A 19,574-nucleotide genomic window follows, 5' to 3' on the forward strand; every position below is an offset into this window, starting at 1 on the left:
GACATCCAGCCACGACCAGCGCCCTTAGTTAAGTTCTGAACTATCCCTTACTCTTCTTTTCGACGGAAGAACTTTTGCGCATTTGTGCAAGATTTGCGCAAGATTATGCAAGCCGTTACATACGACGACGGCGCGGAGCCCGAGCATCCGCGCGCTAGTTGCGCTCGTGTTCGGTTGCGTCTGTGTTGGTTGCGTCAGTGTTGGTTGCGTCTGTGTCGGTTGCGTCAGTGTCGGTTGCTCGGCGGCCAGTACATTGGCGGCCGGCTACAAAAGTTCTTCGAGGACGATCGCGAGGCCGTCGTCGTCGACGTCCGGTGCCATCGTGTCCGCAAATGACGCCACGTACTCACGGGCGTTACCCATGGCAACGCCGACGTCGGCCCACTCGAGCATCTCGCAGTCGTTGCCCGAGTCGCCCACGGTGATCGAGGCGCTCGTGCCGAGGATGCCCGCGACCTCCTCAAGTCCCACGGCCTTGTTGATGCCGTGCGGGGCGAGGTCCATCCACGCCGACCAGCCCACCGCGTACTCGACACCCTTGAGGCCAAGCGCCTCAATCGCCTCGAGCATTTCCATCGCGCTCATGTGCGGGGCACGGATCGTGACTCGCGTGGTGTCGGGGACAACCAGCTCATGCGGCGCGACCAAGACGGTATCCGCGAGCATCTCACCCTCGGGGAACGGCCCAGAAATACGCGTGGGACCGGTCAGCGACTCAACCGCAATCACGGCCTCCGGCAGCCCCGCGGTAATAAGCTCGATTTCCTTGTGCGGGCTGAAGGTGTGTGCGCGCAGGAGGCGAACCGGCACCCTGGCCGAGGCCACACCGCCGTTGAAATCGGTGGCCGGTCGCCCGTGTTCAGCCTCGCCGATCGAGATGATCATCGCGCCGTTGGACACAACGGCAATGCCGTCGTCGATCCCGAGCTCCTCGAGAACCACCTGAGTGCCCCGCACGCCACGGCCGGTGGCGATGACGATGTGCGTGCCTGCCTCGATGTGGGACTGAACGGCGTCGCGAACCCTGGGGGAGAGGGTCGTATCGTGGTGGAGGATCGTGCCGTCGATGTCTAGACCGATCAGCAGATCCGGGCCCGCCGAGTAGGGCGCCAGCCAGTGCGCGTAATCTGCGACCGGGAGGTCGGCCGGATCGCCGTCGTACTCGGGAGACGGATAGGTGTTGGTGGTCTCGTCCGTCAACTACTTCACCGGTTCAATGATCTCGCGGCCGCCGAGGTAGGGGCGCATTGCCTCCGGAATGTAGAGCGAGCCGTCGGCCTGCTGGTGGTTTTCCAGCATCGCAACCAGCCAACGCGTGGTGGCAAGCGTTCCATTAATTGTGGCGACGACGTTCGTGCCGTTCTCCCCGCGCTCGCGGATCTTCAGGCGGCGGGCCTGGAAGGTCGTGCAATTGGAGGTGGACGTCAGCTCCATGAAGCGATTCTGGGTGGGCAGCCACGCCTCGCAGTCAAACTTGCGCGCCGCGGAGGCGCCCAGATCGCCCGCCGCCGTGTCGATGACGCGGTAGGGCAGCTCAACCTTGGCGAGCATCTCCTCTTCCCATCCGAGGAAGCGCTCGTGCTCGGCCTCGGCCTGATCGGCCGTGGTGAACGAGAACATTTCGATCTTGTTGAACTGGTGGACGCGGATGATTCCGCGGGTGTCGCGCCCGTGCGAACCGGCCTCGCGGCGGTAGCACGTGGACCAGCCGGCGTAGCGCTTGGGGCCATCGGTGAGGTCAATGATCTCGTCTGTGTGATAGCCGGCCAGCGAGACTTCAGAGGTGCCGGTCAGGTACAGCTCGTCGGCGGGTAGGTAGTAGATCTCGTCCGAGTGTTCGCCGAGGAAGCCGGTGCCGCCCATGATCTCGGGCTTGACGAGGGTCGGCGTAATCATCGCCGTGAAGCCGTTCTTCTCGGCCTGATCCATCGCCATGTTGAGCAGCGCGAGCTCGAGGCGGGCGCCGATGCCCTTCATGTAGTAGAACCGGGCGCCGGAGACCTTCGCGCCGCGATCCATGTCAACCGCGTCGAGCCCCTCGGCGATGTCGAGGTGATCTTTGGGCTCGAAGTCGAACTCGGGGATGTCGCCCACGTGCTTGATGACGGTGAAGTCGTCCTCGCCACCTGCAGGGACGCCGTCGATGATGAGATTGGGGATCTTCAGCATGGCCGCGTCAAACGCGGCCTTGGCGGCGTCGGCAATGTTCTCCAGCGACTTGACCTCGTCGGACATCGTCTTCGCGCGTTCAAGAATCGCCGGGCGGTCCTCCGGGGAGGCCTTGCCGATCGAGCGGGAGAGTTCCTTTTGCTCCGCACGCATGTCCTCGAACGCCTGGAGAGACGAGCGGCGAACCTCGTCTGCTTCGATGACGGCGTCCACGTCCGCCTCGCTCGCGCCGCGGGCGCGCTGGGAGGCCTTGATGAGCTCGGGATTTTCGCGGATTGTGCGGATATCAATCATGCTTACAAGGATAGGTCGGATAGGTGGATAGGGGCAATTACGCCCACGGGACGCCATCCGCGAGCATACTGGGCCATCGGGCCATCGGGCCATCGGGCCATCGTGACCGCTACGATGAACTCATGGAATGGGGAATTATTTTAGGCGTGATCGCTTTGGCCGTTGCCATCTTCGCGGTGATCGGAGCATCAAGGCTGAACTCTCGCGCGGATGAGCTCTCCCGGCAGATCGACGAGAACCGTACGCACTTCGAAGCATTTCGTGGCGAGCTGGATCAGCAGCGCGAGCTCATCGAAGCGCAGCGCGCCAGCCTCGACCAGCACGACCAGGTGATTGACAAGCACGATGAGGCTCTCGACCAGCACGATATAGCGCTCGCGTCCGTGGGAGCCGAGCGTAGTGAGCCATCCGGCCCGGCCGTCGTCGTGTACAACCCCACGAAGAGCGCTGATTTCGACTACTTGCGTGCCACCCTTGAGCGCGCCGCGAAAGACGCGGATCTGCCGAGCCCGATTTGGATGGAGACCACGGAGGACGATCCAGGATTTGGGCAGACCCGTGAGGCCGTGGAGATGGGCGCCTCGGTGGTTATCGCCGCGGGCGGCGACGGCACCGTACGCAACGTGGGTGAGGTCCTCACCGGCACCAACACCCCACTGGCCATGCTCCCGGTGGGGACGGGCAACCTGCTCGCGCGCAATCTTGGACTCCCGCTCACGAGCGCGCGCCGCATGGCGATCATCGCGCTGACCGGCCGCGATATGTCGATCGACGTCGGCTGGCTGACGATCCCAGAACAGGCCGCCGTCACGCCGTCGGACGTCCCTGACGGCACCGAAGATTTCCTCGTGGCAGAGCCGGGCGAGCACGCCTTCTTGGTCAATGCCGGTATTGGCTTCGACGCCGCGATCATGGCCTCGGCCGATGCCGAAGCCGACCTGAAGTCGAAGATCGGCTGGCTCGCCTACGTCAAGGTGGCGCTACCCCACCTGCTCGCGCCGAAGATACGCGCGAAGATCACCACGGGCAAGGGCGGCCAGCCCATCACCGTTGATGCGCGCACGGTGATGGCGCTCAACTGCGGCGAACTCGTGGGCGGTTTCGTGCTCGATCCGCACGCCAAGCCAGACGACGGCTGGCTCGAGCTCGCCGTTCTTGACACCCGCCGCGGCCTCATCGGGTGGGGCGACATCGTGCGCCAGGTGGGCCTCAACGGGCTCGGTCTCAAGCCGGTCAAGCTCCCGGGCATCGAAAACTCTGGCGACATCGACGTCCACCGCATCAACCAGGCGCGCATCGAAGCCGACAGCGCGCAGCAGGTGCAGGTGGATGGCGACGTGCTCGGCTACTCGCGCGAGATCATCACGCGGATCGACGAGGCGAGCCTGCGCGTTCGAGTCGGCTAATTGCGAGTCGGCTAGATCGAGCGGTCGATCAGGCCGTCAACCCACGAGCGCGCCGAGATGAAATCGTCGTCGGTCGTGCCCGGGCGCAGGCGAATGCGGCGGTGGTCGGCCGTCGGGTAGGAGCCCAAGAACGTCACCTTCGGGCACACGCGATGCAAACCAAGCAACACGGCCTGGATGCGCTCGTCCATGAGGTGCCCCTCGGCGTCGATAGAAAACGCGTAGCGGCCAAGCGAATCGCCAACCGGGCGCGACTCAATGCGCGAGAGGTTCACGCCGCGCGCCGAAAACTGCTCGAGCATGCTCAGAAGCGCGCCGGCCTCGTCGGTTGCGAGCTGGACCATGAGGGTCGTCTTGTCGGAGCCCGTGCGCTCGGGCAGCTTGCCCGCCTTGCCCACGAGCACGAAACGGGTGACCGCATCGGGATTATCGGCCACCGCGTCGCTGAGCGCCTCGAGCCCGTACTGCTCGGCCGCCAGCGCGGAGACGAGCGTGGCCTGATAGCCCGGGTCGCCCTCCACGGCGAGACCAGCCGCGCCGGCCGCCGTCGACGACGCCGGAAGGTGCACAACCTCGGGAAGATGCTCGCCGAGCCAGTTGCGGCACTGCGTCCACGCCGCGTGATGCGTGGAAATGTGCGTGATGTCCGCCATCGTGGTGCCCGGCCGCACGGCAAGCGTGAAGGCGATCTGAACGAGGACCTCGGCGTAGATCAGGAGGTCGGAGTCGTTTGCGAGCGTGTCGAGTGTGGCGTTAATTCCGCCCTCCACCGAATTCTCGATCGGCACCACCGCGTAATCCGCCTCGCCCGCGCGCACCATCTTGATGGCGCGCGGAGAATCAATGGCCGGGATGTGGATCGACTCGTCCTCAGTGGCGATCTGGTTGAGCGCCTGCTGGGTGAACGTGCCACGGGGTCCAAGGTATGCGAAACGGAGTTGGCTCATGCGCCCATTCTATAGAGGCGCCAACGTTTTGAGGCTTTCGCCCACATGGCAACCCTCACGCGCAGATTCCCGAGTCCTTTGGCGTAAAGCCGGGCAATAAACATAGGCTGACCCTATGGAACGCAGCGCGGGTCCCACCAGAGGATGGAAGAGTGCCGTCATCGGCGTGCTCATCGCGCTCGTTTTCACGATCTTCCTCCCGATGCTGCGCGATTACGATCCGCAGCCGATGCCGAAGGGAACCGGCAAGGTCGTCGTCGTTGGAATGGTGGGCGTCCCATGGGAAGCGATCGATTCGCGCACCCCGACCCTGCTCGACCTCTCGCAGACCTCGACGATCGCGAACACGTCGGTGCGCACGTTTTCCATGACCACCTGCCCCGTGGGTGGGTGGATGACGCTGAACTCGGGCGTGCGCTCGGCGGGCATTTCGAACGCCGAGCAGTCGTGCGTGGAGTCCTCGTACGTACTCGCGCAGAATCCCTCCGACTCGATCGACCACCTCGAGGTGTGGGAGGACATCCTCGCCAACAACGAGGCAAATCGCTTCAACCCGCAGTTTGGCCTGCTGGGTGAGACGATTGTGGCCGACGGGCGAAGCGTCGCGGCCGTCGGGCCCGGCGCCGCGGTGGCGATTGCCGATCGCGACGGCGACCCGCTCGGGGACGTCATCGACGTGCCGATGAACGGGCCGGTCACCGAAAATGCGGTGGACGGATACCGGGCCGTATCCGATGCGGACCTCGTGGTCATCGACCTTGGCTCGGCGCATCGCGATTCGACGCCCGCGAGCCAGCTCGAAATGACGTTCATCCCGCCCGGCGGGGTCTCCGCGCGCACGCTCGCCTCCACCGCCCGCATCGACTCCGAGCTCGGCCTCCTGCTCGAGGCGCTCGAGCCCGGCACCACCCTCATCGTGGCCTCCCTCGGCGATTCCGATCGCGAGGCGGCCCGCCTCCAGCTCTACCTGCAAACCGTAATCGGCGAGGACACCGGCGGGCTCGCGACCTCCGCCTCCACCCGCCAGCCCGGCATCATCCAAAACGTCGACGTGCAGGCGGCGATCTTCGACGCGTTCGGCCTCGACGTGCCCGCGGCGGCGGCCGGCGTCCCGCCACGGTTCTTAACTAGCGACGACGGGCCGGCGCACCTGGCCGACGTCAACGAACGCGCCATCATGACGCGCGCGATGGTCGGGCTGTTCTACGTGCTGTTCGTGGTGGGCGTGATGATCATTTTCGCCGGAGTGGCGACGACGATCCGCGGCGGGCGCTTTGGCATCCACCACCTGTTCTCGCTGCTAGTCTCGGCGGCGATGCCGGCGGCGTCCTTCCTCGTGAACCTCTTGCCGTGGTGGCGCGCGGGCCGATACGGAGCCGTGACGTTCACAATCGGGGTGGCGGCGATCGCGATGGGCATTGCGGCGATCGCCCTGCGGCTTGCCCAGGCGCGCACCGAGGCGCTCGTCCATCTCGAGAAGAAGGGGCTTGAGCCGGCCGTGAGCGGCGTGCGGAGCATCGCGCTAGCGCCCGCGTTCATCGCGCTCGTCACTGCGGCAACCATCGGGATCGACGCCGCCCTCGGCTCGCCCCTCCATTCGATTTCGGTGCTCGGTGATCAGCCGCAATCGGGCGGCCGGTTCTACGGCATGTCGAACGCGCCGTTCGCGATCTGGGCCGTCAGCATGATCTTTCTGACCCTCATCGCCGTCACCATCGTGAAGTCCTACCGCGCGAAAGTGGCCGTGCCGGCCGTCATCGCCACCATGGCCTTCATCGCGATCTACATCAACGGCGCCCCGCATATAGGAGCGGATTTCGGCGGCCCGCCGGCGCTCGTGCTTGGCTTCGGCGTGTTCGCCCTTCTCGTGTTCGGCGTGCGGATCACGTTCGCGCGCGTTGTGATCCTCGGCGCGGCGGCCGCCCTGTCCGCCGTCGCGATCGCGTTCCTCGACTGGCTGCGCCCGCCGGCGTCGCGCACGCACCTTGGCCAGTTCTTCCAGTCTCTTCTCGACGGCGAGGGCCCGGGCATCGTCCTGCGCAAATTCGAGCAGCTGGTGGGACAGGTTCCCTGGTTCGGTTGGATCGCCGCCGCGCTCCTCGTGGCGTTCATGTGGTTCATGGCCAAGCGGGCGGGTATTCGGCCGCTGCGCGACCACGAGGATTGCCCCGAGCTGCGAGCCGGCGCGATCGCTGCCCTCGTCACGCTTGTGAGCGCCATGTTCATCAACGACTCCGGGCTCGTCATCCCGCTCATCGGCGGAATGTATCTCATGTGTCTGTGGTCGGTCGCCGGGCTCGACGGCAACGAAAACGAACGCTACGGACGCAACGTGTTTGAAGAGGCGCCGCCCCGCGACGGCGGGCTAACGGGCGCGGATGAGCAGCACAGTTTTAATGAGCAGCCCAGTGACTTCAGTGGTACGAGTTAAAGGGCGCGCCAAGCTCAACGCGCTCGGTCTTGCGCTTGTTCTTCGGCACGCCAACCCGGCGCGCGCGGCGTGCGGCAACTGCGCGAACGACGTCGCGGTACTGGCTCGCCCGATGTAACTGACCCGCCAGATTATCGGTGGAGGGGCGATGGAAGAGCTTGCACGCGATTTCCTGCACGGTAAAGCCCTTGGTCAGCAAATCGATGGTCATGCCGACTTCGACGCCCCAGCCAGAAGCCAGGGGCTGCGCGGTGGCAAGCGCCTCGCGCGTCAAGCACCGCTGGCCAGATAGGGGCTGCTGCGGATACCAGCCGGTCAGGCGGTGAATCCACCGGCGCGCATAGCGCGTGACGATGCCGCGGCCGCCGGCGCCCGCCTGCGGGGGCAGGTACGCAACTGTCATATCGACGTCGCCGGAAAGAACCGGGCCAATAAGCGGCGTGCACTCGACGGCGGACTCGCCAAGATCGGCGTCGAGGAAAAGAACCGCGCGCTGGGGAGCATCCTCCGGATCACGCATCGCGACCACGGCCGCGCCAGTTTCAAGCGCCGACGCCTTGCCGCGATTGACCGAATGCCGAACGACTGTCGCGCCAGCCGCGCGAGCGACGTCGCGAGTGTTGTCCTCAGACCCATCATCGACGACGACGATGAGGTCCACGCGCGGAATCGCGCGTGCGGCACGGATCGTCGCACCAATGCGCTCGGCCTCATCTTTGGCCGGAATAACTACTGCAACACGGTTCCCACGCACGTCTAAAGTCTATATGTATCTGGTCAGGATTACGCAAAGATTGCGCCGACTGAGATACCAAAGATGCTGGCGGGAGTGTTGCGCGAGGCCTTTCGGTGGCGAGGCCTTTCGTTGGCAGCGCCTTAGCGGAGGGTCACCTGACGGGAGATGATGCCCGAACGCGTGCGGCGCTCGTCGGGGCTAAGCGGCTCGTCGTCGGCGATTGCCTGATCCAGCTTCTTGGAGAACTCGGCGAGCGGCTTTTCCAGCTCGTCGGCTTCGGCACCCGCGGGCAACTCGAAGACCGGAATGAGCAGGCCCATCGCGCGGAAGGCGCCGACGAAGCGTGCGTCGTCGAAGGTCAGCTCGCGCTTGTGGTGAAGGCGAGCGAGCCCGTCAAGAACTGCGGCCTCCGGTTCGGGGCGTACCCAGCGCAGGAACTCGCGCTGCATGCGGCACCAGTAGGCGCCGTCGGTGCCCGGAACTTCGGCGGTTGGGACCATCTGCTCGGCGGTCTGCTGCATGGCAGCGCGCACGTCGGGGTTATCGGCGTCGGCGGGGTCGACCCAGTAGTCGTAGGACTCGTGGATCTCGAGCTCGACGTCCGTGTCGAGGTCTAGGATGTCTTGCAGGCGCGGGCCGGGCTCGGGCTGATCGGCCTGGGCGATGGCGTCGCCGGGCTCGAGCTCGAGGGCCTTAATCGTGCGGTCGGCAATATCGAGCGACACATCGCCCGATGACATCACGGTTTGGACGGCCACGAGGAGCTCGCCGTCGGACCTGCGCAGGGCCGCGCCCATGCCGGGCAGGAGCGTCACGAGCGTGACCTCCTCGGAGCCGTACTCCTCCGTCAGCTTCACCTTCATCGACGCCGACGGAATGATCTCGCGCATCGCCACAAGTTCCGACTCGAAGGGGATGCCCTCGAACGGACGGTCCACGAATTGGATCCTGACCTTTTTCTTGCGATCCTTGTTGCGACGTTCGCGGCGGCTCTGCTTGCCCATATTTTCTCCTCGTGGAAACGGATAACCACCACAGACTAACAAAGAAGCCCCGCCATTCTCACCTAAGAAAATGGCGGGGCGTATCCCGATGGAGGAGGGATTAGGAGTTAGCCGAGGGAGCCGAGTAGGACTGCGCCGAGATCGGGCTAGGAGCCGAGACCGGGGACGGAGCCGAGTAGGGGCTCGGTGCCGAGATCGGGCTGGGTGCCGAGATCGGGCTAGGCGCGGAGACCGGTGACGGAGCCGAGTAGGGGCTGGGTGCCGAAACCGGGGACGGAGCTGACACGGGCGACGGAGCCGACGCCTGGTTCGGAGCCGAGGCTGCCGAGACTGCAGAGACGGTCTTCGTGGCCACGTCGCCAGCGGTCACGACCGACGGAGCTGACTGCGCCTTGACCTTGGTCTCCAGCGTGACGGTCTTGCCCTCACGCGTGGGGGCGTCGTCGTTTGCGGTTGCAATCCCCGCGCCGCCAGTGATGAGCACTGCTGCTGCGAGGGAGCCGGTGATGGTCCAGTTCATCTTCTTGTTCATGATGTTCTCCTTAAGTTCGTGGGAGCATTTCTCCCTTGCTGACTTAAGTATGGAAAACGAGTATGAGCCGACGACGACGGCCGCATGATGATTTTTTAATGTTGGTGAGGAATATGAGGGTCGGTGCTGAGAATCCCGGCGGCGCCGGGAGCCTGGGCCGGCGGCGAGATCCTGGCCTGGCATCCCGCGGCGAGTATGCTGAGGGAATGACCAGTATCCTGCTCTACGCCGCCATCTTTATCATCGCCGCGATTGTCGGTGCGCTCGTGCGCAATTGGTATATGAACCGTTAGTGCGCGTGTTAGTGCGTTTCCGGCGTCGTCAGTAACGCGTCTCGTTGCCGGCCACGTCCAGCGCCCAGGCGATGGACTCGCGCGTGTAGAGATCGCGGGACGGCTTTTGTGACAGCGCGAGGTCGTGACGCCCACCGAGCACCTCGAGCGTGGTGACATTGGAGCCGAGATTGGGCGCGAGGCGCGTCATATCCTCAACGTTGAGCACCACATCGGTGCTCCGTAGCTCCTCGCTCGAGGGATTGTTGAAATCTCCCGACCTATCCGAGTGGGCGACGAGCACCGGCTCGCGGATCGCGAGGCCGGCCGCCACCTCCTCCTGCGCGAGGCGCACGCTGCGGAAGAATCCCGCAAAGACGGGCACGGACGTGAGCGGCTTGTACATGGGGTCGAACGTGAATTCGCCGCCGTAGTCGACGTGCAGGCTCCGCGCGTACTGTGGCTTCAGCCGGCTCACGGGCAGGTGGGGCGTGAGTGTTCCAATCCGCTTCACGAGCTCAGTGCCCTGATTCTTCTCGGACTCGGGTCCGTTGTGATCGAGCCACGGAGAATTCAAGATGACGGCCTCGGCCGCACGCGGATGGTCATGGGCGTACAGCGCCGCGTTGAGCCCGCCCGTCGAATGGCCGATAAGGATAATGCGCCGGGCACCCCACGCGCGAAGCACGCGGATGGCCTTGCCGATCTCCTCGTCGCGAATGCGAAAATCCCGAATGTCATCGCGATAGCGCGGATCGCGCAGTGCGCGACCGCCGCGGCGCAGGTCTAGCCCCACGAGGCCAACGCCCGCGTCTCGCCACGCCGCCGCATGCTCGACGTGAAAGAACGAATCTACGAATCCGGGGATCCACAGCGCGGCCGTGCCCGTCTCGGAAATGAACTGCGGAGCGTCAGATTCGTGAACCAGCACCGCCACATCCGGGCGGCGGGCGGGCATGCCGCCATCGTCGTCGCTCAAAAGGATCGACGATGCGTGCCAGCCCGGAAGGTAATCCGGGACCGGTGGGCGCAGCCACGTGGGTGGCCAGGTGGGGTTCACCGCGCTAGTCGACGATGCCGTAGAGGCGATCGCCGGCGTCGCCGAGGCCGGGCACGATGAAGCCCTTATCGTTGAGCCGCTCATCGACGGCCGCCACAACCACGCGCACGTTCGCCTTGTCCGAGAGGTGCTCCTCCAGTGCCTCGAGGCCCTCCGGGGCGGCGAGGATGCAGATCGCGGTGACGTCGCGGGCGCCGCGTTCGAGCAGGTAATCGATCGAGGCGATCAGGGTGTGGCCGGTGGCCAGCATCGGGTCGAGCACGAAGCACTGGCGGTCGGTCAGATCATCCGGCAGGCGGTTCGCATAGGTGATGGCCTCGAGCGTGTCCTCATCGCGGCGAAGACCGAGGAAGCCGACCTCGGCCGTGGGCATCAAGCGCGTCATGCCCTCGAGCATTCCAAGGCCCGCGCGAAGAATCGGCACCACGATCGGGGCGGGCTTCGAGAGAGTCTTGCCGGTCATGGACGTGACCGGGGTTTCGATGTCCTTGTCGATCACTTCCACGTCGCGGGTGGATTCGTAGGACAGGAGCATGATGATTTCCTCGACGAGCTGGCGGAAAACCGGGCTCGGCGTGTTCTTGTCACGAAGAACCGTGAGTTTATGAGTGACGAGGGGGTGATCAATGATCTGAACTTTCATGCCTCTAATCTAACGCGGATCGGGCGGTTGTTGTGCGCGATTGTTCTCATGCCCGCCGTACGATGGAGACATGAGAGAACACGACTCCGCGTGGATCGACCGCGCCATCGCACTTGCCGACGAGGCCGGGGCCGCGAAGGACGTGCCCGTGGGCGCCATCGTCGTGGACGAAACGGGCGCGGAGATCGGACGCGGGTTCAACACGCGCGAGGCAGACGCAGATCCGGCCGGGCACGCGGAAGTCAACGCGCTGCGAGAGGCGGGTAAGGCGCGCGGGACCTGGAACCTCAGCGGCTGCACGCTGTACGTGAGTCTGGAGCCGTGCACGATGTGCGCCGGCGCGATCGTCAATGCGCGGATTTCGCGCGTGGTGTTCGCGGCATGGGATCCGAAAGCGGGGGCGGCGGGCTCGGTGCGAGACGTTCTGCGCGATGCCCGGCTCAACCACACGGTGGAGGTCGTGAGCGGTGTGGCAGAAGACCGGGCAAACCGCCAGCTCGTGGAGTGGTTTGAAGCTCGGCGCCGCGAGGTCTTGCCCCGTTCGCCGCAACTTTAGTGACTGAGCGAGCATCTCGTTTCGAAAATCGTCAAAAGCGACCGATTTTTCACTAAAGATGCGCGGCTGGTGTGACGTCCCGCCCACAAGGGCCACGCCGCTTTGCTCGCAGGCCCAGAAAACGGTTAAGATAGCGTGCCGAGGTGGAGTGTCCGAGCGGCCGAAGGTGCAGCACTCGAAATGCTGTGTGGTGAATAGCCACCGTGGGTTCAAATCCCACCTCCACCGCCAATTCCCCGGCGTCTATCCGTAGGCGCCGGGGAATTCTTATGCGATCAGGGAGTCGAAGAGTGGATCTCGGGCGTGGTGACAGCTCGGGCGCTGATCGCACGGGCATGTCGACGGCTGGTATACCGACCACACAAGTACCGACCATGCAGAATCCATGACCATTCAACCGTTTACTGCCGCCAGTCGGAGTAGGCCCATGGCCGCTTGTTCTTCTGAGCGAGGTACTCGCATTCGGCATCGGTGAGTACTCGCGCATCCATCCCCGCGAGTGTGAGGGCAAGACCCGCGGAATTCTCGATCTCGATAGAGCGGTCCACGGCTTGTGCCACGGACCCGCAGGTGATGGGTCCATGGTTCTGGAGCAAGGCCGAATCAAATGGCACACCCACGTCGGCCAAGGAATCAGCCTGCGTGGGCGAGCCGGGCGGCTGGTAATCCACGCTCGGCACGTTTCCTACCTTCATGACCAGATACGGAGACAGCGGTGGGAACGCGCTGTACTCGCTCCATGGTTTGACGCAGGAATACGCCGAGGCGGCCGGCGAATGCAGGTGAATAACTGCGCTCGCGTCTGGGTTCAGCTCGTAGAACTTCAGGTGCAAAGGCACCTCTTTGGTTGGCTTCGGCCCTGTCATTGACTCGCCGTCGATGATCGTGAGTTGATCCTCGCGTAGGGTGCCGAGCGTCGCGCCCGAGGCGGACAGGTAAATACGGCCGTCGATTTTGCAGGAGACATTACCTGTAGTCCCTGGGGAGAGTCCCAGAGACGACAGGTAATGTGCGGCGTCGATGAGTTCCGCGATGGTCGTCATCGAAGCTCGCCCCATGCTGAGGTAAACAGATCTTCGTGCCCGAAGTTCCCTGACTTCAGCACGATGTTGTACTCGGTCGAGTCGGACTTGCCGAGCAACCACGAGACTCCCGGCGCCAGCTGTTCACCCAGGTCGAGGATTCGGATGTCCAGGGCCTCGCACACCGAGCCGGAGGTCTCGCCGCCAGCCACAACGATCTGACGAAGCCCATCGTCGGACAGGTCCGCCGCGATACGGCCGAAGTAGGTCTCAATGAGGGAGGACGCCTCGTCGGTGATGGCGCGGGCGGCATCGACGTCCTCGCGTGATTCGACAGAGTAAATAAGTGGAGCCACGTCCGGATCCGCGGCCCATTGCGCTCGCACCCATTCGCAGGCCTCGGCCACCGCGTGATCCATATCGGTGAGAAGTTCTCGTACATCCGCCTTGCGATGCGGCAGGTGCGCCTTCCCGTGAGCAACCTGGCGCTGCGTCATGGCGGAGGCGGAACCGGAAAGCACAAGTTTGCGTCCGGCAATCTTCTCCACCTGACCGAGGTCGGTGTCGCGGTGGGGGAGGCCAAGCGCGATGCCGGAGCCCCCGGTCACGAGTTTCTCCTGCGTGGTCGCTTCGGCAATGATGCGCAGATCGTCGTTATCGATCGCGTCAACAACAATATAGAACGCGTCCTTCCCGACCTCGTCGAGCGCGGCTCGCAAAGCGTCCGGGCCCTGCCGAACGACCTCGAGCACGATCTTTCCGACCGGCCGATCTGTTTGCGCCTCCATGAGCCGAACCACAGACGAGTCCGTCATCGGGTTGAGCGGGTGATGGCGCATAGGGGATTCGGAGAGTAGCTCGTCGAGCACGAAGTGATGCCCCTTGTACACCGTTCGGCCCGCATCGGGGAACGACGGCACGATGATCGCGCGCTCGGCGCCAGTGAGCTCGGCTAGCTCATCCGCGATTGGACCGATGTTGCCGTCCGGCGTGGAGTCAAATGTCGAACAGTACTTGTCGTAAATCTGAGTGCACCCCACGTCGAGGAGCACCTCGCCAGCGCGGCGCGCGGCCGTCCGTGCCGCGTCGGCGTCCACAGACCTGATCTTTTGCGCGACGACGAGCGCGTCGTATCCATCGAGATCATCCATCAGGGGTGCCGGTGGGATGCCGAGCAAGACGGCGGTTTTAAGCCCGCGGCTGCGCCAATTGCCGGCCAGGTCGGTAGCGCCCGTGAAATCGTCGGCGACTGATCCAAGCATGATTCTTCCTTTCATACAGTGGGGAGAAGACGCCGAAGCTGCCTTCTCCCCACTTCTCAATCAACGGATGGCTCGATCACATGCCCTTGATCGTTTCCACCCACTCCTTGACTTGGTCGGAGCGCACGGAATCTGTGACGGACTGGGTCTGGGCCGCCCACTCCTCCATCTCGATGTCGTAGAAGGTGACTCCCTCGCCCTTAAGGAACTCGATATTCTCGGTTTCCTCATTCAGCGAATTCTCGCGGTATTCGTCGGAGATGGCGTCGATTTCCGCATCGAGGATCTCGCGCAGTTCGGGATCCCACGAATCGTAGCCGTCACCCCAGACCTGGAAGTGGAAGTTTCCGTAGAGGTGGTTGGTATTCGTCACGTAGGGCGCGACCTCGTAAAACGAGTTGAACCTAACGACGTCGATCGGGTTCTCCTGGCCTTCGATTGCTCCCTGCTCGATTCCGGAGAACACCTCGTTCAGGGCAAGCGGAGTTGGTGCCGCGCCGAGTGCGTTCCACGTATCGATGTAGGTCTGCTGGGTCGGGACGCGGAGTTTGAGGCCCTGAACGTCTTGGAGGGTCTCGATCGGACGAGATGCGTTGAGCACGCGCGGACCGCGATACATTTCGCCGAGGAGGAGGAACCCAGAGTCGTCGCGAATTGCCTGAATGATTTCGTCGCCGATCTCGCCGTCCCAGACGGCGAAGAAGTGATCGGCATCGCGGTAGAGGAAGGGCACTCCTTCGATTGCCGCGAGGTCGGTGTAGCGCTCAAGCGAACCAACGGACTCGATAACGATGTCAACTGATCCAATCTCGAGGCCTTCTTGCATTTCCTCCCAGCTTCCCAACTGGGATGCGGGGAACACTTCGATGGTGAGGCGGCCATCCGACGCCTCGTTGACGTTTTCGGCCAGCTGCTCCGCCGCTCGGTTCTGAAGCGAATCGATACCGTAGGAGTGCCCGAGGCGAAGGGTCAGCGTAGCGTCACCGCCGCCGCCGTCAGTTCCACCATTTCCGTTTGAATCGCCATCGTCACCACAGGCTGCTAGCGACAGTGCTAGCGCTGATGCGGCGAGGGCTGCGATTGCCTTTGACTTACGCATTATTTCTCCTAGTTATGTTGAAGTTGTTGCTAATAGAAACCGATGAACAGCGGAATGTAAGTAACGAGCAGGAGCAGTCCAAGGGCAGTCAGGAACCACGGAATGAGATCCTTAAAGGCCTGCTCGAGTCGAATACCGGCGATTTGGGTTGAGAGCAAGAGGCAGATACCCACAGGGGGCGTCACGAGGCCAATTGCGAGGTTGATGACGACGATCAGGCCGAAGTGGACTGGATCCACCCCAACGGCCGTGACCATCGGGAGCAGGATCGGCGTAAAGACGATGATCGCCGCGTTGCCTTCCATGACCGCTCCGATGAGGAGCAGCAGGATATTGATGAAGAGCAAAATGACGAACATGTTGTCGGTAATGCTCAGCACGAGATCGGACAATTGCTGCGGGATACCCGCCGTGACCAGGGCCCACGAGTAAATCTGCGCCATGGCGATAATGAACATGATGGTGCTGACGAGAATCGCGGATTCCGTCATGACCTTCTTGATCTTGTCCCACGTGAGCTCGCGATAGACGAGCCCGCCAAGGATCACCGCCACAGTCACCGCGACGGCGCCGCCCTCGGTGGCGGTGAAGACTCCCAGACGGATACCGCCAAGCACAATGATCGGGAGGAATAGCGACCAGATTCCTGCGAAGAAGGCCTTGCGGACCTGAGCCCATTCGACTCGTTGCTCGGATGGCAGGTTCTTCACGCGCGCGATGATGTACCCGGTCGTGATATAGATGATCGCGAAGCCGATTCCGATATAGAGGCCGTGGAAGAAGAGGTCCCCGATGGAGACGTTCGCGGTTACGCCGTAGATGATCATTGTGATCGAGGGCGGGATGACAAGCGCGATGGTTGATGCAATCGAGTTTACGGAGGCTGCGTACCCGCGTGGGTAGCCGCGCTTAACCATCTGCGGAATCATGATCTTGCCGACGGAGCCGGCGTCGGCAACCGCCGAACCGGAGATGCCTCCGAAGATCATGTGGGTCACGATCGTAACGGCAGACAGGCCGCCCTTCATGGGACCAATCAGGGCGTAGGCAAAGTTAATCAGTCGGGTCGTGATGCCGCCCGCGTTCATGATCGAGCCGGCGAGCACGAACATGGGGATTGCGAGAAGGGGGAAGGAGCGCAGGCCGGAGAGCATGCGCTGCGCTCCAAGCTCGAGCGGAATGTCCGTGAAGAAGAACATGCCGCCAATGGAGGACAGCCCGATTGCGATCGCGATTGGCAGGCCCAGAAGGATGAAGAGTGCGAAAGCACCGAAAAGCATAACTGGCATTAGTTCTTCTCCTCCGTGGCCGCTGCGTCGCTGGTCGAGACGGCCCTTGATCCGTTGGCGGGCTCAGGCTCCGGTTCCGGGTTTTCGTCCTCGAGAGATTCGACGACGGCGGCTTCTTGCTCTTCGACGAGGGTTGCGCCCTCGTCCTCGTCGTCGTCGACAAATGACTTCGGATGCCGCTCTTCCCACTGGGGCGTACTCGTCACGATGTTGGCGATCCGCTCGGCGCAGAAGAGAACGACGATCGCGCACCCGATGGGCGCCGCGATGTACATCCACGACATGGGTACGTCCATGCCCAGCGATAGCGTGAGCCCCGAGAGCTTCTGGCGGCCCGCGGATTCGAGGAGGCCGAGCGAGAAGTAGCCAATGATTGCCATCGTGAAAGCGGTGGCAAGGTAGATGAGAACCTGCATGACTTTGATGCCGATCGGCGGGAGCTTCATGATGAAGTACTCGACGGAAATGTGTTCGTGGCGCCTGACGCCGATGGGGATAACGAGCATGACAGCCCACACAAACATGAGGGTGGCTAGTTCATCGGACCACGAGGTCGCGTTGTTGAACACGTAGCGCATGATGACCTGGTACATGAGCACAGCGGCCATGAGTGCCAAGAATGCGGACGCGATGATGAGGCAGATACGTTCGATAACGTCCATGACGCGGTGTAGTACAGCCATCAGGGCACCATAATCAGTTTGAGGATGTCGCCCGGGCCGTTCTTGGCCATGTCCGTGATCATGTCCGCGCCCTCTTCAAGGGAGACGACGGCGGACACGAGGATCTCGGGGATATCCGGGTAGGTCGCGAGTAGGTCAAGCGCCGTTGCGAAGTCTTGCGTCTGGTACATCGCTGTACCGAGGATGGCCTGCTCCTTGACCTGAAGTTTACCCACATGGACGGGAACCTCGAGGTTGAAGACGGCGACCTGCACTAGTGCGCCGCCCTGGCCAACCCTGTCGAGGCCGATCGCGATGAGTTCAGGAACGCCTGCCGCGACGAACACGGCGTCGTACGTGTCATCGCCGAGCTCGTCGGGGGTTCTCACGTGGGCGGCGCCGAGCGCTTCCAGCTTTTCTTTGAGGAACGCGCGCGGCTCGCTGACGGTGACTTCGGTGCCGTTGTGCGACAGAACCCGTGCGATGAGTGCGCCGATCGTTCCGCCGCCGAGCACGAGCGCTGTCTTCTGCTTGCGCTCGCCCAACTGGCGCACGGCGTGTGCGGCGACGGCGATTGGTTCGGCCAAGCCGAGGTGCTCATCCTTGATGGAGTCGGGCGCGGCGATGAGCGTGTAGGCGGGAACCTCGACGTAGTCAGCAAAGGATCCCGGCCACTCGGCGACGCCCAGCATGACCTTCTCGCGGCACAGGTGGTAGTTGCCTTCGGCGCACAGATCGCACGTGCCGCAGGGCTTTTGCGGGTCGATGACGACGCGGTCGCCCTCTGCGAAGTCAGACACGCCTTCGCCCACTTCGTGAACGATACCGCCGCCCTCGTGGCCGGAAATGAGGGGAGGGACGCGGAAAAGGTGTGTTCCTCGGAGTGCTGACAAGTCTGAGCCACACACGCCCGTCGACGTCACGCGAACGACGACGTTACCTTCGGCAGCGTGCGGCACTTCCAATTCAACGACCTCTGCTAAGCCGTCGGTATTGAACTTAATTCCTCTCATGAGGCTTCTCTCCTAGCATCATTGCTCGGGTGCGATATGTGATGCGCATCGCAATCGTTGGACCATCGTCCTGACGATGAGAATACTGTATCCGGTCATACCAGTTGCCGCAACGAGATTTGGAAACTTTTCTGATGCGGTATAATTTTCCTAGACGGCAATCAGGGCATAACACCCGGTAAATGAGCTTTACGACGGGTTTGCCATGGGTCGTCAGCCGTGTAACAGAGGAGCGACAATGCCGCGACGTGCACCGATTGTGCGACAGCCGTCCCTCTCTGCCCAAGTGACCGAGGACTTGCGCCATCGCATCCTCAATGACGGCATGAAGGCAGGCGAGCAGCTGCCATCCGAGCGCGAACTGTGCGACTACTACGGTGTCTCAAGAACGGTCATCCGAGAGGCGATCAAGGTGCTGACGGCGAAGGGGCTCGTCGAGTCCATTCCCGGTTCCGGCATCGTCGTGCGACTGTCAGAGATTAGCGACGTCACCGAGGCATTGCGGATCTTTCTTCGGCAGGGCACCTCCCTCGATTACGCCAATCTTCACGAAGTGCGTGTTGCGCTCGAGCTCGCAGTCGCGGCGAAGGCGGCCACGGTGGCCAGCAGCGAGGATATCGAGCGGCTTCTTGAGCTATGCGACGAACTCAAAGATCTCCAAGGCGACATCCCGCGAGCCTCGCGCAACGACTTTTATTTCCACAAGACGATCGCCGAGGCCACGAACAATGAGTTCATGGTCGCGATGTTCGACGTTTTAGAAGGCGCGCTCATGGAAACGCGCGTGGCCACATTCGGAATGGAACCGAGCAGAATCCGCCGAGTTGCGAAGGCACATCGTGCCATCGCTCTTGCGATTGCCGACCGCGATCCTGACGCGGCGCGCCAGGCCATGCTCGACCATCTGATCGAGGTCAAGACCACCTGGGATCAGCACCCGGAGCACCTCACGGGCCACCCGCAAGAGTGAAACACGCCATGTTTGACCTGCGATTTTGCTAATTCTCACGCGCGTAAAACCGCGAGTTGGCGGGCATCCCCACAGTTAATCTGGTTTAAAGCGGTTTATTACAATTTGGTGACGAAACTGGAAGACCCCTACCTCGTTTGAGAGTGTGGAATGCACTAGGGGCATGCACGCCGCCCCCGCGTGTCACGATGACACCATCGAGCACCG

Annotated in this window: 19 protein-coding genes and 1 tRNA gene; 6 read left to right on the top strand and 14 right to left on the bottom strand. The window is 63.0% G+C overall.

The window, feature by feature from the left end:
* Nucleotides 1–264 precede the first annotated feature (264 nt).
* Together ACHFFR_RS04770 and serS are read right to left on the bottom strand one after the other, a co-directional pair.
* A complete protein-coding gene (locus ACHFFR_RS04770; protein WP_394263134.1) occupies nt 265–1,200 on the bottom strand; it encodes an HAD family hydrolase in 936 nt (311 codons plus the stop codon).
* Nucleotides 1,201–2,463, bottom strand: coding sequence for a serine--tRNA ligase (serS, locus tag ACHFFR_RS04775; RefSeq protein ID WP_394263135.1), 1,263 nt, complete (start codon nt 2,461–2,463; stop codon nt 1,201–1,203).
* Between the two features lie 122 nt (nt 2,464–2,585).
* Here serS and ACHFFR_RS04780 point away from each other — a divergent pair, with 122 nt between their 5' ends.
* Nucleotides 2,586–3,869: a diacylglycerol/lipid kinase family protein gene (locus ACHFFR_RS04780; protein WP_394263136.1), complete on the top strand. Its 1,284-nt coding sequence runs from the start codon at nt 2,586–2,588 to the stop codon at nt 3,867–3,869.
* Between the two features lie 11 nt (nt 3,870–3,880).
* Here the strand turns inward: ACHFFR_RS04780 and pheA are convergent, their stop codons facing one another.
* Nucleotides 3,881–4,816 carry a prephenate dehydratase gene (gene pheA, locus ACHFFR_RS04785; RefSeq protein WP_394263137.1) on the bottom strand — a complete coding sequence of 312 codons (936 nt, stop codon included), beginning with the start codon at nt 4,814–4,816 and terminating at the stop codon, nt 3,881–3,883.
* Nucleotides 4,817–4,931: 115 nt separating this feature from the next.
* Between pheA and ACHFFR_RS04790 the strand changes: the two genes are divergently transcribed.
* Nucleotides 4,932–7,247, top strand: coding sequence for a hypothetical protein (locus ACHFFR_RS04790; RefSeq protein WP_394263138.1), 2,316 nt, complete (start codon nt 4,932–4,934; stop codon nt 7,245–7,247).
* On the opposite strand, the gene ACHFFR_RS04795 is transcribed toward ACHFFR_RS04790, so the two are convergent.
* The 3 genes from ACHFFR_RS04795 to ACHFFR_RS04805 form a co-directional block, all read right to left on the bottom strand.
* Entirely contained in the window at nt 7,231–8,001 is a 771-nt protein-coding gene (locus tag ACHFFR_RS04795) for a glycosyltransferase (RefSeq protein ID WP_394263139.1), read from the bottom strand. The genes ACHFFR_RS04790 and ACHFFR_RS04795 overlap by 17 nt on opposite strands.
* A gap of 122 nt (nt 8,002–8,123) precedes the next feature.
* A complete protein-coding gene (locus tag ACHFFR_RS04800; RefSeq protein ID WP_394263140.1) occupies nt 8,124–8,987 on the bottom strand; it encodes a DUF5926 family protein in 864 nt (287 codons plus the stop codon).
* A gap of 100 nt (nt 8,988–9,087) precedes the next feature.
* On the bottom strand, nt 9,088–9,519 hold the full coding sequence (locus ACHFFR_RS04805; RefSeq protein WP_394263141.1) for a hypothetical protein: 432 nt from the start codon (nt 9,517–9,519) through the stop codon (nt 9,088–9,090).
* Nucleotides 9,520–9,632: 113 nt separating this feature from the next.
* On the opposite strand from ACHFFR_RS04805, the gene ACHFFR_RS04810 reads away from it, so the two are divergent.
* On the top strand, nt 9,633–9,812 hold the full coding sequence (locus tag ACHFFR_RS04810) for a hypothetical protein (RefSeq protein ID WP_394263142.1): 180 nt from the start codon (nt 9,633–9,635) through the stop codon (nt 9,810–9,812).
* Between the two features lie 28 nt (nt 9,813–9,840).
* Here ACHFFR_RS04810 and ACHFFR_RS04815 read toward each other — a convergent pair whose 3' ends face one another.
* Nucleotides 9,841–10,851, bottom strand: coding sequence for an alpha/beta hydrolase (locus ACHFFR_RS04815; protein WP_394263143.1), 1,011 nt, complete (start codon nt 10,849–10,851; stop codon nt 9,841–9,843).
* A 4-nt stretch (nt 10,852–10,855) separates the two neighbouring features.
* The gene (gene upp / locus ACHFFR_RS04820) at nt 10,856–11,494 is read right to left on the bottom strand and encodes a uracil phosphoribosyltransferase (RefSeq protein WP_394263144.1); all 639 of its coding nucleotides are present in this window, start codon (nt 11,492–11,494) and stop codon (nt 10,856–10,858) included.
* Nucleotides 11,495–11,564: 70 nt separating this feature from the next.
* Here upp and ACHFFR_RS04825 point away from each other — a divergent pair, with 70 nt between their 5' ends.
* Complete coding sequence (locus tag ACHFFR_RS04825; protein ID WP_394263145.1) at nt 11,565–12,050, top strand: nucleoside deaminase; 486 nt, start codon at nt 11,565–11,567, stop codon at nt 12,048–12,050.
* 142 nt (nt 12,051–12,192) lie between these two features.
* Nucleotides 12,193–12,281: transfer RNA gene (locus tag ACHFFR_RS04830), tRNA-Ser, on the top strand.
* A 170-nt stretch (nt 12,282–12,451) separates the two neighbouring features.
* Here the strand turns inward: ACHFFR_RS04830 and ACHFFR_RS04835 are convergent.
* From ACHFFR_RS04835 to ACHFFR_RS04860, 6 genes are all read right to left on the bottom strand, one after another.
* Nucleotides 12,452–13,093, bottom strand: coding sequence for a class II aldolase/adducin family protein (locus tag ACHFFR_RS04835; protein ID WP_394263146.1), 642 nt, complete (start codon nt 13,091–13,093; stop codon nt 12,452–12,454).
* A complete protein-coding gene (otnK, locus tag ACHFFR_RS04840) occupies nt 13,090–14,334 on the bottom strand; it encodes a 3-oxo-tetronate kinase (protein ID WP_394263147.1) in 1,245 nt (414 codons plus the stop codon). The genes ACHFFR_RS04835 and otnK overlap by 4 nt, the downstream gene beginning before the upstream one ends.
* Before the next feature lie 76 nt (nt 14,335–14,410).
* On the bottom strand, nt 14,411–15,433 hold the full coding sequence (locus ACHFFR_RS04845) for a TRAP transporter substrate-binding protein (protein ID WP_394263148.1): 1,023 nt from the start codon (nt 15,431–15,433) through the stop codon (nt 14,411–14,413).
* Nucleotides 15,434–15,462: 29 nt separating this feature from the next.
* Complete coding sequence (locus ACHFFR_RS04850) at nt 15,463–16,722, bottom strand: TRAP transporter large permease (RefSeq protein WP_394263149.1); 1,260 nt, start codon at nt 16,720–16,722, stop codon at nt 15,463–15,465.
* Nucleotides 16,722–17,405: a TRAP transporter small permease gene (locus ACHFFR_RS04855; protein ID WP_394263150.1), complete on the bottom strand. Its 684-nt coding sequence runs from the start codon at nt 17,403–17,405 to the stop codon at nt 16,722–16,724. The genes ACHFFR_RS04850 and ACHFFR_RS04855 overlap by 1 nt, the downstream gene beginning before the upstream one ends.
* Complete coding sequence (locus tag ACHFFR_RS04860) at nt 17,405–18,397, bottom strand: zinc-binding dehydrogenase (RefSeq protein ID WP_394263151.1); 993 nt, start codon at nt 18,395–18,397, stop codon at nt 17,405–17,407. Before ACHFFR_RS04860 ends, ACHFFR_RS04855 begins: the two co-directional genes overlap by 1 nt.
* A gap of 238 nt (nt 18,398–18,635) precedes the next feature.
* Between ACHFFR_RS04860 and ACHFFR_RS04865 the strand changes: the two genes are divergently transcribed.
* The gene (locus ACHFFR_RS04865) at nt 18,636–19,367 is read left to right on the top strand and encodes a FadR/GntR family transcriptional regulator (RefSeq protein ID WP_394263152.1); all 732 of its coding nucleotides are present in this window, start codon (nt 18,636–18,638) and stop codon (nt 19,365–19,367) included.
* Nucleotides 19,368–19,574: the final 207 nt, after the last annotated feature.

Source organism: Trueperella sp. (assembly GCF_043424875.1).
Classification (GTDB): Bacteria; Actinomycetota; Actinomycetes; order Actinomycetales; family Actinomycetaceae; genus Trueperella.

Bases quoted from the DNA above. Each gene is read 5' to 3' on its own strand.
- serS (WP_394263135.1), bottom strand. From the start codon at position 2,463: ATGATTGATATCCGCACAATCCGCGAAAATCCCGAGCTCATCAAGGCC.
- ACHFFR_RS04780 (WP_394263136.1), top strand. From the start codon at position 2,586: ATGGAATGGGGAATTATTTTAGGCGTGATCGCTTTGGCCGTTGCCATC.
- pheA (WP_394263137.1), bottom strand. From the start codon at position 4,816: ATGAGCCAACTCCGTTTCGCATACCTTGGACCCCGTGGCACGTTCACC.
- ACHFFR_RS04790 (WP_394263138.1), top strand. From the start codon at position 4,932: ATGGAACGCAGCGCGGGTCCCACCAGAGGATGGAAGAGTGCCGTCATC.
- ACHFFR_RS04800 (WP_394263140.1), bottom strand. From the start codon at position 8,987: ATGGGCAAGCAGAGCCGCCGCGAACGTCGCAACAAGGATCGCAAGAAA.
- ACHFFR_RS04805 (WP_394263141.1), bottom strand. From the start codon at position 9,519: ATGAACAAGAAGATGAACTGGACCATCACCGGCTCCCTCGCAGCAGCA.
- ACHFFR_RS04810 (WP_394263142.1), top strand. From the start codon at position 9,633: ATGAGGGTCGGTGCTGAGAATCCCGGCGGCGCCGGGAGCCTGGGCCGG.
- upp (WP_394263144.1), bottom strand. From the start codon at position 11,494: ATGAAAGTTCAGATCATTGATCACCCCCTCGTCACTCATAAACTCACG.
- ACHFFR_RS04825 (WP_394263145.1), top strand. From the start codon at position 11,565: ATGAGAGAACACGACTCCGCGTGGATCGACCGCGCCATCGCACTTGCC.
- ACHFFR_RS04835 (WP_394263146.1), bottom strand. From the start codon at position 13,093: ATGACGACCATCGCGGAACTCATCGACGCCGCACATTACCTGTCGTCT.
- otnK (WP_394263147.1), bottom strand. From the start codon at position 14,334: ATGCTTGGATCAGTCGCCGACGATTTCACGGGCGCTACCGACCTGGCC.
- ACHFFR_RS04845 (WP_394263148.1), bottom strand. From the start codon at position 15,433: ATGCGTAAGTCAAAGGCAATCGCAGCCCTCGCCGCATCAGCGCTAGCA.
- ACHFFR_RS04850 (WP_394263149.1), bottom strand. From the start codon at position 16,722: ATGCCAGTTATGCTTTTCGGTGCTTTCGCACTCTTCATCCTTCTGGGC.
- ACHFFR_RS04855 (WP_394263150.1), bottom strand. From the start codon at position 17,405: ATGGCTGTACTACACCGCGTCATGGACGTTATCGAACGTATCTGCCTC.
- ACHFFR_RS04860 (WP_394263151.1), bottom strand. From the start codon at position 18,397: ATGAGAGGAATTAAGTTCAATACCGACGGCTTAGCAGAGGTCGTTGAA.
- ACHFFR_RS04865 (WP_394263152.1), top strand. From the start codon at position 18,636: ATGCCGCGACGTGCACCGATTGTGCGACAGCCGTCCCTCTCTGCCCAA.